This window comes from Permianibacter fluminis (assembly GCF_013179735.1).
GTDB lineage: Bacteria > Pseudomonadota > Gammaproteobacteria > Enterobacterales > Permianibacteraceae > Permianibacter > Permianibacter fluminis.
This window is the reverse complement of the sequence record NZ_JABMEG010000001.1, coordinates 1721682-1735522: the sequence shown is the minus strand read 5'-3', so window position 1 is coordinate 1735522 and position 13841 is coordinate 1721682. Positions and strand designations below refer to the sequence as shown.

Sequence of the window (13841 nt, the reverse complement as noted above, 5' to 3'; positions counted from 1 at the left end):
CGCAGAATTCCGTCACAGTGGCATCACGGCAGCGGCGTCACGGCCAGCAATGTATCCATTTGTCGCAGCGCCATCGCCACGTCCAGGCCGGCTTCGACTTTGGCAAATACCGTGTAATGCCAATCCAGATGGGGATTGCGGCCGGTGTTGATAAAAAATTGCGAGCCGCCGGTATCTTTGCCGGAGGTGGCAACGCCGATATAGCCCGGTGCATGCGGCAATTGCGACAACTCTTCCCGGATACGCCAGCCCGGGCCGCCATCGCCGGTTGCAGTCGGGTCGCCGCCCTGAGCAACAAAATTGCCGATGACGCGATGAAAAACCGTGCCGTTGTAGAAACCGCTATCGGCCAATTTGGCGAAGTTGGCGGCGGTGTACACCGCTTCCGGCAACAGCACGATATCGATGGCACCGCGCACCGTGTGCAAGCGAAACCGGCGCCCGACCGCGCGCTCGGCTTCGGCATAGCTCAGCGTTGGCGCCGCCGGTTCCTGGCTTTCGCTGTCGGCTTCACTGCCGGTTGCATTGCCGCCGGCCTCCGCTCCAGTTGGCGGCTGCAGCAGCGGCGCCAGCCAGGCACTGTCGGTCGGCTGCAATTGCTGCTGGCTCTGCAGTAGATCACGCAGCGGTTCGAGCTCGGCCGGCCTGTTCAACAAGGTTTGCAGCACCGCCACCCGCTCCGCGCTGGCCGCTGAGCGCAGCGCCCGCGCCACGGCTTCGCGCAGGGCCGGGCCCTGCAGCTGGCCCGCCAGCAGGGTCTGCAATTCAATGCGTTCGTTGGCGTTCAGCGTGCGACCGCCGACGCGATTGCGCTGCTGGGCCTGCAGCCAACGTTTGCTGTTCCGCTCGGTAACGGTCTGGCTCAGCGCCCGCAACAGAAAAATCCGGGCGCTGGCCGATTGACTGGTGGCAAACGCCTGCTGCAGCGCCTTTGCCTGCGCCTGCACGGCCGGCTCCTTGCGACCACGAGCCAGAGCAAACGCGGCCATTTCACCGACCGGTTCGGCCTTGCTGCTGGCCACAATCAACTGCTTCACCAGAACTGGGTCGATGGCCGTCAACGCCGCCCGCCGATAGCTCCACAGCAAGCCGGTGGCCTGTGCCCAAGCCGCTTGCTCGGCGACTGGCTCGGTGACGGGCTTGGCGCCCGCGCGCCAATAATCCCGCAGCAGCAACTGGGTCGCCTCGCTGCCGCAATTGCCCAGCGCACGCAGCAGCGTCACCCGGACATTGAACTCCCCTTCCTTGCTGAGTTGACTGAGCAGCCCCTGCTCGACTTCCTGCTGGACTGCGTCAGCTTCGGCGCCGGCGATGGCCAGCGCAAATGCGGTCTCGGCACGCACCGAGGCGGCCGGGTGCTGCAGCAGCGGCAACAGCGCCGGCACCACACTGTCGCCACCGAGCCGGCCCAGCGCCCGCACCGCCAGCACCAGTTCGTCCGGATTGTTATTGGCGAGCGCGACCGGCCAAATCGCGGCGGCGCCATCACGCCGATCGCTGGCCTCGGCCGCGGCGGCCACGGTCCCGGCATCGGCCGAAGCCACCGCCAGCGCGACCTGCGCCAGCAGCAAGCCACCGACCAACAGTGCCGAGCCGGTGCGGCAGCGTCGGGATAACGGAAAGCAAAGCGAACGGGCCATGGCAGGGTTTCCACTAGCAGTACCAGATATCCGGCACGGTAGCAGAGGCCATCAAGGCCGGGAAGCCGGTCGGCAGGTCGTGCCCGCGACTGGCACCCGCATTGCGCTGGCCGGCATCGGCGCGGTCGGCATCAGGTACAATGCCGGCGTTTTTTTTCCTTCAGTCGAGGACGCGTCAGTGGCGCAATACATTTATACGATGCATCGGGTCAGCAAGGTCGTGCCCCCGAAACGCACCATCATCAAGGACATTTCGCTGTCGTTTTTCCCGGGCGCCAAAATCGGCGTGCTCGGTCTGAACGGCGCCGGCAAATCCACCGTGCTGAAAATCATGGCCGGCGTCGACAAAGAGTTCGACGGCGAAGCACGCGCGCTGACCGGCACCAAGATCGGTTATCTCGCCCAGGAGCCACAGCTCAACAACGACAAAACCGTGCGCGGCAACATCGAAGAAGCGGTCGCCGACATTTTCACCGCCAAAGCCAAGCTCGATGCGGTTTACGCCGCCTACGCCGAACCGGATGCCGATTTCGACAAGCTGGCGAAAGAACAAGGCGAGCTGGAAACCTTCCTCGCTGCCAACGGCGGTGACGACATCGATCGCAAACTGGAAATCGCCGCCGACGCGCTTCGCCTGCCGCCGTGGGATGCCGACGTCAAGAATCTTTCTGGCGGGGAAAAGCGTCGTGTCGCCCTGTGCAAACTGCTGCTCAGCAAGCCGGACATGATCCTGCTCGACGAACCGACCAACCATCTGGATGCCGAATCGGTCGCCTGGCTCGAACGCTTCCTGCACGATTTCCCCGGTACCGTTATCGCGGTCACCCACGATCGTTATTTCCTCGACAACGTCGCCAGCTGGATTCTCGAACTCGACCGCGGCCACGGCATTCCGTGGGAAGGCAATTATTCCTCGTGGCTGGAACAGAAGCAGGCCCGCCTGATTCAGGAAGAGCGCGCCGAAGCCTCGCACATGAAGGCCATGAAAGAAGAACTGGAATGGGTCCGGCAAAATCCGAAAGCGCGGCAGGCCAAGAACAAGGCCCGCGTGCAGCGCTTTGAAGAGTTGTCGAGCGTGGAATTCCAGAAGCGCAACGAAACCCAGGAACTGTACATTCCGCCGGGACCGCGTCTCGGCAATCTGGTGGTCGAAGCCAAAGGCCTGAAGAAATCCTTCGGCGACAAGATGCTGTACGACAACCTGAGTTTCAATCTGCCGCCGGGCGGCATTGTCGGCATCATCGGCCCGAACGGCGCCGGTAAATCGACCCTGTTCAAAATGATCACCGGTGAAGAAAAACCGGATGGTGGCGAGCTGCGCATTGGCGACACCGTCAAGCTGGCCTATGTCGATCAGTCGCGCGACAGCCTCGACCCGAACAAGACGGTCTGGGAAGAAATTTCCGACGGTCTGGATCTGATCACCATCGGCAATTTCACCATGCCGTCGCGGGCCTATATCGGCCGCTTCAATTTCAAGGGCAGCGATCAGCAGAAGTGGGTGAAAGACTTGTCCGGTGGCGAGCGCAACCGTTTGCATCTGGCCAAGCTGCTGAAAAGCGGCGGCAACGTGCTGCTGCTGGACGAACCGACCAACGATCTGGACGTCGAAACCCTGCGCGCGCTGGAAGAAGCCCTGCTGTCGTTCGCCGGCTGCGCTGTGGTCATCTCACACGATCGCTGGTTCCTCGACCGCGTCGCGACACACATTCTGGCGTTTGAAGGCGATTCGCAAGTGGTCTGGTTCGAAGGCAACTATGCCGACTACGAAGCCGACAAGAAACGCCGTCTGGGCGTGGAAGCGGATCAGCCACATCGCTTGAAGTACAAGCCGATCGAACGTTGAGATTCGCGCTGCGCTACCGCAAAAACAAAACCCCGCTACCGCGGGGTTTTGTTTTGTGTGGTCAGCCAATGTTTAGTGACCCAACATGATCAGAAAGTCGATCGGGAGCAGCACGGTATCGGCGACCAGACAAAGTGGCAAATCCACCGCCGAGCGCACCAGCACCTCACCGGGCACCACCGGCCGTCCCCAGGAACGGCCAATTTCGGTGATGGCCTGCTGACTGCCTTTATAGGGATGCAGCTCTGCGGGTTGCGCGACATGCACATAGGCCGTCGAGCATCCAGATAGCCCCAACACTCCTACCAGCAGTAACATGCGCATCGGCTTACGTCCGGTTTACCGAATCCAGACGCGAAGTAAAACAAAAGGCGCCTGAATGGCGCCTTAATGTTGTCCGTGTGCAGAGGCTTACGACAAGTTCTGCAGCGCCCGGATCCGGACCTCCAGCGGCGGATGGGTCGCAAACAGCTCCGCAATACCAGTGCCACTGCGCAGACCAAACGCGGTCATCTCGGCCGGCATGTCCACCGGCTGGCCGGATTCGGCCATCAGCCGCTGCAGCGCCGCGGTCATGGCAAATTTGCTGGTCAGTGTCGCGCCCGCTTCGTCGGCGCGGAATTCACGCCGACGGGAGAACCAGGCGACGATCATCGAGGCCAGAATGCCAAGCACCATTTCGGCAACAAAGGTGGCGATGTAGAAGCCGATACCGGGGCCACGGCTGTCGTTGTCCTTGCGCAGAAAACTGTCGACGGCATAACCAATGATACGGGCAAAGAACATGACAAAGGTATTCACCACACCTTGAATCAAAGTCAAGGTCACCATGTCACCATTGGCCACGTGACCAATCTCATGACCGAGCACGGCTTTGACTTCGTCGCGCGAAAACCGGCGCAACAGGCCTTCACTGACTGCGACCAACGCATTGTTCTTGTTCCAGCCGGTGGCAAACGCATTCGACTGATGCGACGGGAAAATACCTACTTCCGGCATACCGATACCGGCTTTGTGCGCCAGCTCGGCCACCGTATCGACCAGCCAGCGCTCTTCAGCGGTACGCGGCTGTTCGATGATCTGCACGCCCATCGAGCGCTTTGCCATCCATTTGGAGATCAGCAGAGAAATGAACGAGCCGGTCATGCCGAACACGGCACAGACCACCAGCAGGTTCATCAGATTCAAGCCACCGGGGCCAACATAGCGGCCGACACCCAATACGCTGAGTACCAAGCCCGCGACCAGCATCACTGCCAGGTTGGTCAACAGGAACAGCACGATACGCATGATGCATGACTCCAGAAATTGCAGTTGTGCCCGCCGCAGGCACGAGGGATTGGCGGCGACTGAAAACAGATACGGTCAAACAACAGCAATCAGCCAGCAATCACTACTCAATAATCATTGATCAACAAGCCGCACCCAACACGACATCTTCACACCGGGCATTCACGCCATTGTCGCAGCGGTGGTGGGGACTATAGTCTGGATTGCAAGGCTTGAGACCGCAAAACGCGGCGCGAACTCCCCCAGGCAACACCCAGTAACAAAGCGATCAAAATTGACACCGGCCACAGGCCCCAATGCACCCACAACGTGTCAGGTTTTGCCGCACTGATACGGGCGCGCAGGATAGCGGTTTCAAACTGTGGCAGGCTGTGCTGAATGCGGCCATCGGCATCGATGATTGCGCTGACGCCGGTGACCGTGGCGCGGATCACTGGCAGACCATTTTCCATGGCACGGGTACGGGCGATCTGCAAATGCTGCCAAGGCCCCCAGCTGCCGCCAAACCAGGCATCGTTGCTGACCGTCAACAGATAGCCCGGGTCACCGCGCAAGCTCAGCACGTTGTCGCGCACCAGTTCCGGGTAGGCAATTTCATAACACACGGCGCCAACCATTTTTTGTCCGGCCACCGTCATGACCGCGCCGTGTTCGCCCTCGCTGAATCCTGACATCGGCAAATTGAAGAATGCGAACAAGCCGCGCAGCATCGACTGGAATGGCACATATTCACCAAACGGCACCAGATGGCGTTTGTCGTAACGGCCAGCCGCGGTGCCATAGCCGACAATGGAATTGAAGTAGCGACCATCCGCATCCTGCACCGGCAAGCCGGTCACCAGCGCGGTGTTGCTGGCGCGCGCGGCCGCATCCAGATTCGGAAAATAATCGCCGAGATAATGGGCGAACGACGGGATGGCGGCTTCCGGCCAGATCACGGCATCGACTTTACCCAGCAGCGGCGTGGTCAGCTGCTGATACTGATTCAGAATGCGATTCAATTGCTCCGGTTGCCATTTCAGGCTCTGTTCGATATTGGCCTGCACCAGCGCCACCGACAGCGACGGCGCCGCCGTCGTCGTTTCTGCTTGCTGAGCCGGTTTGCTGCTGACCGGTGTCAACAGCAACACCAGCACCAGCGCGGTCGTGACACGCGCGACAAAATGGATCCGACGCTGACCCGGCTGCGGTTTCGCGACCAAAAGGAGCAGCGCGGCCAGCAACGCCACCGCCAGACTGGCGCCATAAACACCGAGCAGCGGCAGCAAGTTGCCAAGCCAGGTATCGGTTTGGCTGTAGCCGGCAAACAACCACGGAAACCCACTGAAGACATGGCCGCGCAAGTACTCGGCCAGCACCCACAACGGCGCAAAGGCGATCAGGCGCGCGCTTGCCGTTGGAAAACATCGCACCAAGGCCCAACCGGCCAGCGCCGGAAACAGCGCCAAGATCGCCACCATGCCACCGGTCAGAAACAGCGACAGCGCCAGCGGCGCTTCGCCAAAATCGCGGATCGCAACGTGGACCCAGGAGACGCCGACCACAAACGCGGCAAAGCCCCAGAGAAAGCCGCGCCATGCGGCCTGTTTGGCGGTCGCGTGCTGCCAGCTGAGCAGCAGCAGAGTCAGTGACAACAACGCAAACCATGGCAGTGCAATGGGCGCGAATGCCAAGGGAAATAGCGCGCCGGCCAGCACCGGTATCAGCGTCATCAGCCAACGGGAAAGAAATGCCTGCATGGTGTGCGATCAATCCTTAGCGAGAACAGCACTGCTGTTCCTTAGTTAACAGCAATCGGGGGAATGACAGTCCGGTTAACGACATTTCAGTCAGCAGCATTCCGGGTATGACATTTCGGGTATGACAGTTCCGGTAAAGCAACGGGCCGCAATCGGCCCGTTCTCGGTTTCGGTTTTTTCTGCGCTGAACCACTCGATGCTGATCGGTGCAAAACAGCCTCGCTCAGCGCGACAGCACTCAGCTCGGCAGCGCCGCCGGCGGCTTTTTCTTTATCTTCAACAGTTTGATGCGGCGGCTGTCACTGGCCAGCACCGTCAGCTCATAACCGGCCATCACCAGTTGTTCACCGCGCTGCGGCAAATGGCCGAACTGATTGGCCACCGCGCCACCGATGGTATCGAACTCTTCTTCATCCAGTTCGGTGCTGAACTGTTGATTGAAGTCTTCCAGTTCCATGTCGGCGCGGACATGCCATTCGTTGTCGCCAAGCTGACGCAGGTATTCCTCGGCGTCGTCAAAATCGTATTCGTCGGCAATCTCGCCAACGATTTGCTCCAGCACATCTTCGATGGTGATGAGTCCGGACATGCCGCCGTATTCGTCGACCACCATCGCCATGTGATTGCGACTGCTGCGAAACTCGCGCAGCAGGCTGTCGAGCCGCTTGCTTTCCGGCACCACCAGCGCGGGCCGCAAGATTTCATGGATATCGAATTGTTCGCGCGCCTGCTCCGGCGACAGCAAACTGAACTGCAGCAAATCCTTGGCCAGCAAAATGCCGTCAACCTGATCGCGCGAGGCGCCGATGACCGGGTAGCGGGAATGGCCCGACTCGACCACCTTGGGCAGCAACTCGGCGAGATCGGCATCGGCATCGAGCACCACCATCTGCGAGCGCGGAATCATGATGTCGCGCACGCGCAGCTCGGCCACGCTCAGCACACCTTCAAGCATGGTCAGGGTATCGCGGTCGACCACATTGGTGTCGGCGGCCTCGCGCAGACTGTCGAGCAGTTCATCGCGATTTTGCAGGCCGGGTTGGAGCGCGTCGAGCAGGCGGTGGAACCAGTTGCGGCGACGCGGAATTTGGCGTGGGGTACTACTAGAGTCGTCAGACATAGAAAGGCTTTTAACGCTCTCCGGCGTAGGGATCGGGAATCTTCAGCGAAGCCAAAATGGTGCGTTCCAGCGCTTCCATTTTCACGGCTTCAGAATTCTTGATGTGGTCGTAGCCTAGCAGATGCAGGACACCGTGTACCACCATATGCGCCCAATGGTGATGAAGCACTTTTTCCTGCTCGGCCGCTTCGCTGGCAACCACGCCGGCACAAATGGCCAAATCGCCAAGGTAGTGCTTACTCACCTGGCCCGGCAGGTCGAAGGCCGGCGGATCAAACGGGAAGCTCAGCACATTGGTCGGCTTGTCCTTGCCGCGGTAGTCGCGGTTCAGCGCCTGACTTTCGGCGTCGTTGACGACGCGAATGGTCAACTCGAACGCGCCATCGGCATAGTCGGCGACGTGTTGCAACGCAGCGCGGGCCCAGCGCTTGAGCAGCAGATCAGACGGAATGTCGCGGCGGCGCGAGGCGCGCTGTACCGCAAGCGTCAAACGCAGGCTCATGGCAGCGTCCCCTTGTCGGATTTTTCACTCGGCTCGTGCGCGGCCTGTTCATTGGCCTCTTTCAGCAGGGCCTGCTTGCGCTCCCAATGCTCATAGGCGCGCACCACTTTCATGACCACCGGATGCCGCACCACATCATCGGCCGAGAAGAAATTGAAACCGACCGAATCGATGCCCTTCAACACCTCGATGGCATGACGCAGGCCGCTCTGGCTCTTGCGCGGCAGATCGATCTGGGTGATGTCGCCGGTGATGACCGCGCGCGAATCAAAGCCGATGCGGGTCAGCAGCATCTTCATCTGTTCGATGGTGGTGTTCTGGCTTTCATCGAGAATCACAAACGATTCATTGAGCGTGCGCCCGCGCATGAAGGCCAGCGGCGCCACTTCGATGACATTGCGCTCCATGTACTTGGCCACTTTTTCGAAGCCGAGCATTTCATACAGCGCGTCATACAACGGACGCAGATACGGATCGACTTTCTGGGCCAGGTCACCGGGCAAAAAGCCGAGCTTTTCCCCGGCTTCAACGGCCGGGCGGGTCAACACGATGCGCCGCACCTGCTGCCGCTCCAGCGCGTCCACCGCGCAGGCGACCGCCAGATAGGTCTTGCCGGTACCGGCCGGACCAATGCCGAAACTGATATCGTGACGACGGATGCTGTCGATGTATTCGGCTTGCGCCTTGTTGCGGGCCTTGATCGGACCGCGTTTGGTATAAACCGTGAAATCGTCACCGCGGCTGCGTTCTTCCCGGTCATCGCGAACGCGATACTGCTGCAGCAGCAGATGCAGATCCGCGCGGGAAATGGCGGCCTGGCTTTCGCTCAGCTCAAACAGGCTCTGCACCACATCGGCAGCCGCTTCGGTGTGCTCGCGCTCACCGATGATGCGGAACTGGTTGCTGCGGTTGTTGATTTCGACCCCGAGCCGACGCTCGATCTGGCGCAGGTTTTCATCTAGCTGGCCGGCAACCGCCGCCAGCCGATCGTTGTCGAGCGGCTCCAGCGTGAAATCCAGGGTATGCAGATTACTCAAGCGGCAATTACCTTATCGATCAGTTCGCCGCGCAGGCTGTTGGTCATCGCCTGGGTGATGCGAACGGTAACGAACTGGCCAATCAGCGCGTGCGAGCCGGGGAAATTGACCAGCCGGTTGTTCTCGGTACGGCCACAAATCTGCAGCGGATCTTTGGTGCTCGGCCGTTCGACCAGAATGACCTGCTCGGTGCCGACCATTTTGCGAGCGATATCTTGCGCCTGTTGGTTCAATCGGTGCTGCAGCAATTGCAGCCGCTGCTGTTTGCGTTCGGCCGGGGTGTCGTCAGCCAGATCGCCGGCTGGCGTGCCCGGACGCGGGCTGTAAATAAAACTGAAGGAGACGTCGTAATTGATCTCGGCAACCAGCTTCATGGTCGCTTCGAAGTCGGCGTCGGTTTCACCGGGGAAGCCGACGATCAAATCGGTCGACAGCGAAATGTCCGGCCGGATCGCCCGCAGCTTGCGGATTTTCGATTTGTATTCCAGCACGGTGTGGCCGCGCTTCATGGCCGCCAGAATGCGGTCGGAACCGCTTTGAATCGGCAGATGCAGATGCGACACCAGCTTCGGCACCCGGCCATAGACTTCAATCAAGCGCTCGGAGAATTCGACCGGATGTGAAGTCGTGAAACGGATACGGCCAATTTGCGGAATCGACGCGGTCAGCTCGATGAGCTCAGCCAGATCGGCCTCGCCACCGTCGTGCTTGGCACCGCGATAGGCATTGACGTTCTGACCGAGGAAATTGATTTCGCGCACGCCACGCTCGGCCAAGCTCAGCACCTCGGCCAGCACATCATCGAGCGGCCGCGACACTTCCGGACCGCGGGTATAGGGCACCACGCAGAACGTGCAGTACTTGTTGCAGCCCTCCATGATCGAGACCAGCGCGCTCGGACCATCGACACTGGCTTCTGGCAGCCGATCAAATTTTTCGATTTCCGGAAACGAGATATCGACCGCCGGAATGTGCTGGCTGCGGACCTGATTGATCATTTCCGGCAAGCGGTGCAGCGTCTGCGGCCCGAACACGACATCAACGTAGGGCGCCCGCTTGCGAATATTCTCGCCTTCCTGCGACGCGACACAGCCACCAACGCCAATCAGCAGATTCGGATTCTTGTCTTTCAGCTCGCGCCATTCGCCCAATTGCGAGAACACTTTCTCCTGGGCTTTTTCCCGAATCGAGCAGGTATTCAGCAGAATGACATCGGCTTCAGCCGGGTTGTCGGTCGCCACCAGGCCGTGCGCATCCTTGAGCAAATCGGCCATTCGCGACGAGTCGTACTCGTTCATCTGGCAGCCCCAGGTCTTGATGAAGACTTTTTGGGTCGGCTGCGACGCGTCAACTGGCGCTGGCCGGGGATCAGGGGTATTGCTCATGCGGACATCGGAGGCTGAAGAAAAAGGGCGGCGATTTTAGCATCAGCCGGCCGGCAGGTGGCGGTCCATGCGCCCTTGGCGCCGGTCATGGCCGGGCAAGCGGCACGCGGGTTCTGTGTCGGGCGGCCAGTCTGATGCCGGTACTGCCGGTTTTGGGTTCCAGCACCTGGTGCGGTCGGTCGGTGCGGTGCTCAGCGGCGCGAGACCGCGGCGGGTGCCGTCAGCGCCGGATCGATGGCCATGGCCTGTTCCGAAACCATGTCGGCGATGGCCCGTTCCGCGCTGCGCCGGACCAGCTCGCCGGCCACATCACGAAAGGCCCGCTTAATCAGTGCGGCCTTTTTCAGGTCGTGATCATCGGTAAACGGCAGCGCATTCAGTTCGGCCAACAACGTGGCGCTGCGCTGGTCCAGCCAAATTTGCATGTTGCTGCTCATTGCGGGCCCTCCCAAACGGCCGGCTTGGCGGCGGCAAACGTCGCCGTGGGCCGGAATATCAGGCCTGCACAGAGGGTAGTCACTTACCGGCAATCCCGCAATTTGTAGGGTTTTTCCCCGAACCAGCACGGCTGCGCAAGGCGCGCTAAGCTGCCAGCATGAACACCCTCGCTTGTGCCAATCCGCCGCCCTGCCACGACGTTGCGCCGCGACGGCCAAGGCGTGTGTCGAGGACGGTTGGATGAACTATCTGGCCCACTGCTGCCTGGTGCCGCCGACCGCCGAAGCGCTGGCCGGCGCCCTGCTCGGCGATCTGATCCACGGTCCGGACCTGTCCGCCCTGCCCGCCGAGGTGGCTCGCTCGGTCCGGCTGCACCGCGCCATCGACCGCTATACCGACAACCACCCATACGTCATCGCCGCCAAGAACCTGCTGCAACCGCCGCTGCGCCGCTATGCCGGCATCATCGTTGATGTCGCATTTGATCATCTGCTCAGCAAGGACTTTGCCCGCTGGCATCACGAACCGCTGCCCTCACTGGCGGCAAAGGTTTACGCCGCCATCGCCCAGTATCGTGAATTAGCGCCAGAAGCCACCCGTGGCCGGCTCGATTACATCGTCAGCCAACGGCTGCTGGAGCGATACGAAAACCCGCTGTCGATCGGCCGCGCCTTGATGGGAATTGGTAGTCGATTGAAGCGAAACAATCCCTTGGCGGAGGCCGGGCCGGTGGTGTTGCCGTTGTTGCCACAGTGGCAGGAACGATTTGAGCGGTTTTATCCGGAGTTGATCGGGTTTGCCGAAGAGGAGTGGGCGCGGTTGGTGCAGATCAATAGATAAAACACGGTTCAAAATTTGTTTGGCTGTACTTCTCATAAGGCTCCGCAGTGCTTTAGTCCTCCCAGTAAAACAGTGCATCGAACTCAGTATAAGGACGATCTGAAAGGTTCGTGAAGACCTGAAATTTTGGGTCTATTCGCTTTGCAAGATCTTCTTTTTTCAATCGCACAAGTCCATAACCCTCAAGAACATCTTGCATTTCGATGGCTAGCGAAGACACAGCTGGAGTTTTAAATTCATCTATGCACTCAAAAGTTGGCATGTAGCTGCTACCCCCTCTTTCCGCCCAGGTCTTTTCACCCTGTAACAAGACAAAGTACGGTGCTAGACGACAAAGCAGGACGGCTAGGCCATGGTAGGCCTCACCGAACTTTCCTGGATATTCAAAAAAAAAGCCATCTGTTGACTTATAAAACCAAGCATCAACAAATGATGCATAGCCAGAGCCATAGTGATTCCATTCAACTCTCGACTTAGTCCCCAATTTCCGATCAGCGCCTGAGCAGACTCCCTTATAAAATGACTCCACTACAGAAGGTGACTCATCCGCCCATGGAAACGTATTGGATATCGAGCGTTGCGCGAGAAGCCGTTCGATCTCTTCATCTGAAAGCATTGGTTAACCTCAAAACGAATATTTTTCTCATTTAGCAACCTGAAATGGCATTTGGCGCAGAGAGGCCACAGCAAGCATCGGTAAGACATGGGTGACTTTTTCAGACTAGGAACCCCTCTATTCGCACCAATACCCGCTCCAAACTGCCACGCAGCGTATTCAATTCCGCCAGCGCTTTCTGCCCCACGAATTCTCGTATCGCCGGGTCCGCCCATCGCTGCCAGCATTGTGCTAACTGCTCGGCCGAGCTGACCTCGACCAGAGCGCCAGCCCGACGAAAGCGTCGCGTCTGCATGGCAAAATTGAAGCTGTGCGGGCCTTGCAGGATTGGTATGGCGAGCGCGGCCGGCTCGAGCAAATTGTGACCGCCGGTTGGCACCAAGGAGCCGCCGACAAACGCGACATCGGCCGCTGCATACAGGCCCATCAGCTCGCCCATGCTGTCACCGACCAGCACCTGCGTTTGTGCGCTGACATCGGCGCGACTGCGCCGCGCAGTGACAAAACCGCGTTGCTGCACCAGCGCGGCAACGGCATCGAAACGTTCCGGATGGCGTGGCACCAGAATCAGCGCAGCGTTCTGCACCTTGGCGCGCAATTGGGCAAAGGCATCGAGCACCAGCTCGTCTTCGCCGGCGTGGGTGCTGGCGGCGATCACGACATAGCGCTGCGCACCAAGCTGCTCGCGCAAGCTGGCACCGAGTGCGCGTTGCGCGTCCGTCACCGTGACATCGGTTTTGATACTGCCGGTCACAACCACCTGCGCCGCAGAAACGCCCAAGCGACGAAAGCGGCGGGCGTCGCTGCGCTCTTGCGCGGCAATCAACGTCAGGTGCTGCAGCATGTCGCGAGTGAGTAAGCCCACCTTGCTGTAACCACGTGCCGAACGCTTGGACAAGCGGGCATTGACCAGCACCACCGGCACCCTTGCCGTGGCGCAACCAGCCAACAGATTCGGCCACAATTCGGTTTCCATGATCAGGCACAGCCGCGGTTGCACCGTGCGCAGAAACCGGGCGACCAGCCACGGCAGATCATAAGGGCCGTAAACATGCTGCACGCTGCCACCAAAGGCTGCCTTGACCCGCTCCGAACCGGTCGGCGTGGTGGTGGTGACGGTGATCGGCAGTTGCGGATAACGTTGCTGCAAGGCTTTGATCAGCGGTACCGCCGCCAGCGTTTCGCCGACCGAAACCGCATGCACCCAGATGCCACCGGTTTTCAGCGCTGGCAAACGGGCGAAGCGTTCGGCCCAGCGTTGCCGGTAGCCGGGGTTGGCGCGGCCACGCCACCACAAACGCAGCAGAACAAATGGCATCAGCAGAAAAAAGACCAGCGTGTACAACCAACGCATAGCGATCAAAGCGGCAGGACAGGAAGTGGGGCGC

Annotated in this window: 13 protein-coding genes; 2 read left to right on the top strand and 11 right to left on the bottom strand. The window is 60.1% G+C overall.

Going from position 1 to position 13841, the window contains the following annotated elements:
* Positions 1-23: 23 nt before the first annotated feature.
* On the bottom strand, positions 24-1640 hold the full coding sequence (locus tag HPT27_RS19060; RefSeq protein ID WP_211197889.1) for a peptidylprolyl isomerase: 1617 nt from the start codon (positions 1638-1640) through the stop codon (positions 24-26).
* Positions 1641-1818: 178 nt separating this feature from the next.
* Here HPT27_RS19060 and ettA point away from each other — a divergent pair, with 178 nt between their 5' ends.
* On the top strand, positions 1819-3486 hold the full coding sequence (ettA, locus tag HPT27_RS07440) for an energy-dependent translational throttle protein EttA (RefSeq protein ID WP_172245171.1): 1668 nt from the start codon (positions 1819-1821) through the stop codon (positions 3484-3486).
* A 72-nt stretch (positions 3487-3558) separates the two neighbouring features.
* Here the strand turns inward: ettA and HPT27_RS07435 are convergent, their stop codons facing one another.
* From HPT27_RS07435 to HPT27_RS07400, 8 genes are all read right to left on the bottom strand, one after another.
* Positions 3559-3810 carry a YceK/YidQ family lipoprotein gene (locus tag HPT27_RS07435; protein WP_172241148.1) on the bottom strand — a complete coding sequence of 84 codons (252 nt, stop codon included), beginning with the start codon at positions 3808-3810 and terminating at the stop codon, positions 3559-3561.
* Positions 3811-3897: 87 nt separating this feature from the next.
* Positions 3898-4779 (bottom strand): protease HtpX, encoded by an 882-nt coding sequence (gene htpX / locus HPT27_RS07430; RefSeq protein WP_328820709.1) that lies wholly within the window; start codon positions 4777-4779, stop codon positions 3898-3900.
* Between the two features lie 188 nt (positions 4780-4967).
* Positions 4968-6515 carry an apolipoprotein N-acyltransferase gene (gene lnt, locus HPT27_RS07425; protein ID WP_172241142.1) on the bottom strand — a complete coding sequence of 516 codons (1548 nt, stop codon included), beginning with the start codon at positions 6513-6515 and terminating at the stop codon, positions 4968-4970.
* A gap of 238 nt (positions 6516-6753) precedes the next feature.
* Positions 6754-7635: an HlyC/CorC family transporter gene (locus HPT27_RS07420; protein WP_172241139.1), complete on the bottom strand. Its 882-nt coding sequence runs from the start codon at positions 7633-7635 to the stop codon at positions 6754-6756.
* Positions 7636-7645: 10 nt separating this feature from the next.
* A complete protein-coding gene (gene ybeY / locus HPT27_RS07415; RefSeq protein ID WP_235950980.1) occupies positions 7646-8131 on the bottom strand; it encodes an rRNA maturation RNase YbeY in 486 nt (161 codons plus the stop codon).
* A 2-nt stretch (positions 8132-8133) separates the two neighbouring features.
* On the bottom strand, positions 8134-9174 hold the full coding sequence (locus HPT27_RS07410; protein WP_172241134.1) for a PhoH family protein: 1041 nt from the start codon (positions 9172-9174) through the stop codon (positions 8134-8136).
* Positions 9171-10559: a tRNA (N6-isopentenyl adenosine(37)-C2)-methylthiotransferase MiaB gene (gene miaB, locus HPT27_RS07405; protein WP_172241131.1), complete on the bottom strand. Its 1389-nt coding sequence runs from the start codon at positions 10557-10559 to the stop codon at positions 9171-9173. Before miaB ends, HPT27_RS07410 begins: the two co-directional genes overlap by 4 nt.
* Before the next feature lie 191 nt (positions 10560-10750).
* On the bottom strand, positions 10751-10984 hold the full coding sequence (locus HPT27_RS07400; protein ID WP_172241128.1) for a hypothetical protein: 234 nt from the start codon (positions 10982-10984) through the stop codon (positions 10751-10753).
* Positions 10985-11237: 253 nt separating this feature from the next.
* On the opposite strand from HPT27_RS07400, the gene HPT27_RS07395 reads away from it, so the two are divergent.
* On the top strand, positions 11238-11837 hold the full coding sequence (locus tag HPT27_RS07395; protein WP_172241125.1) for an acyl carrier protein phosphodiesterase: 600 nt from the start codon (positions 11238-11240) through the stop codon (positions 11835-11837).
* A 52-nt stretch (positions 11838-11889) separates the two neighbouring features.
* Here HPT27_RS07395 and HPT27_RS07390 read toward each other — a convergent pair whose 3' ends face one another.
* On the bottom strand, positions 11890-12453 hold the full coding sequence (locus tag HPT27_RS07390) for a hypothetical protein (RefSeq protein WP_172241122.1): 564 nt from the start codon (positions 12451-12453) through the stop codon (positions 11890-11892).
* Positions 12454-12553: 100 nt separating this feature from the next.
* Positions 12554-13807, bottom strand: coding sequence for a lipid IV(A) 3-deoxy-D-manno-octulosonic acid transferase (waaA, locus tag HPT27_RS07385; protein ID WP_172241119.1), 1254 nt, complete (start codon positions 13805-13807; stop codon positions 12554-12556).
* Positions 13808-13841 lie beyond the last annotated feature (34 nt).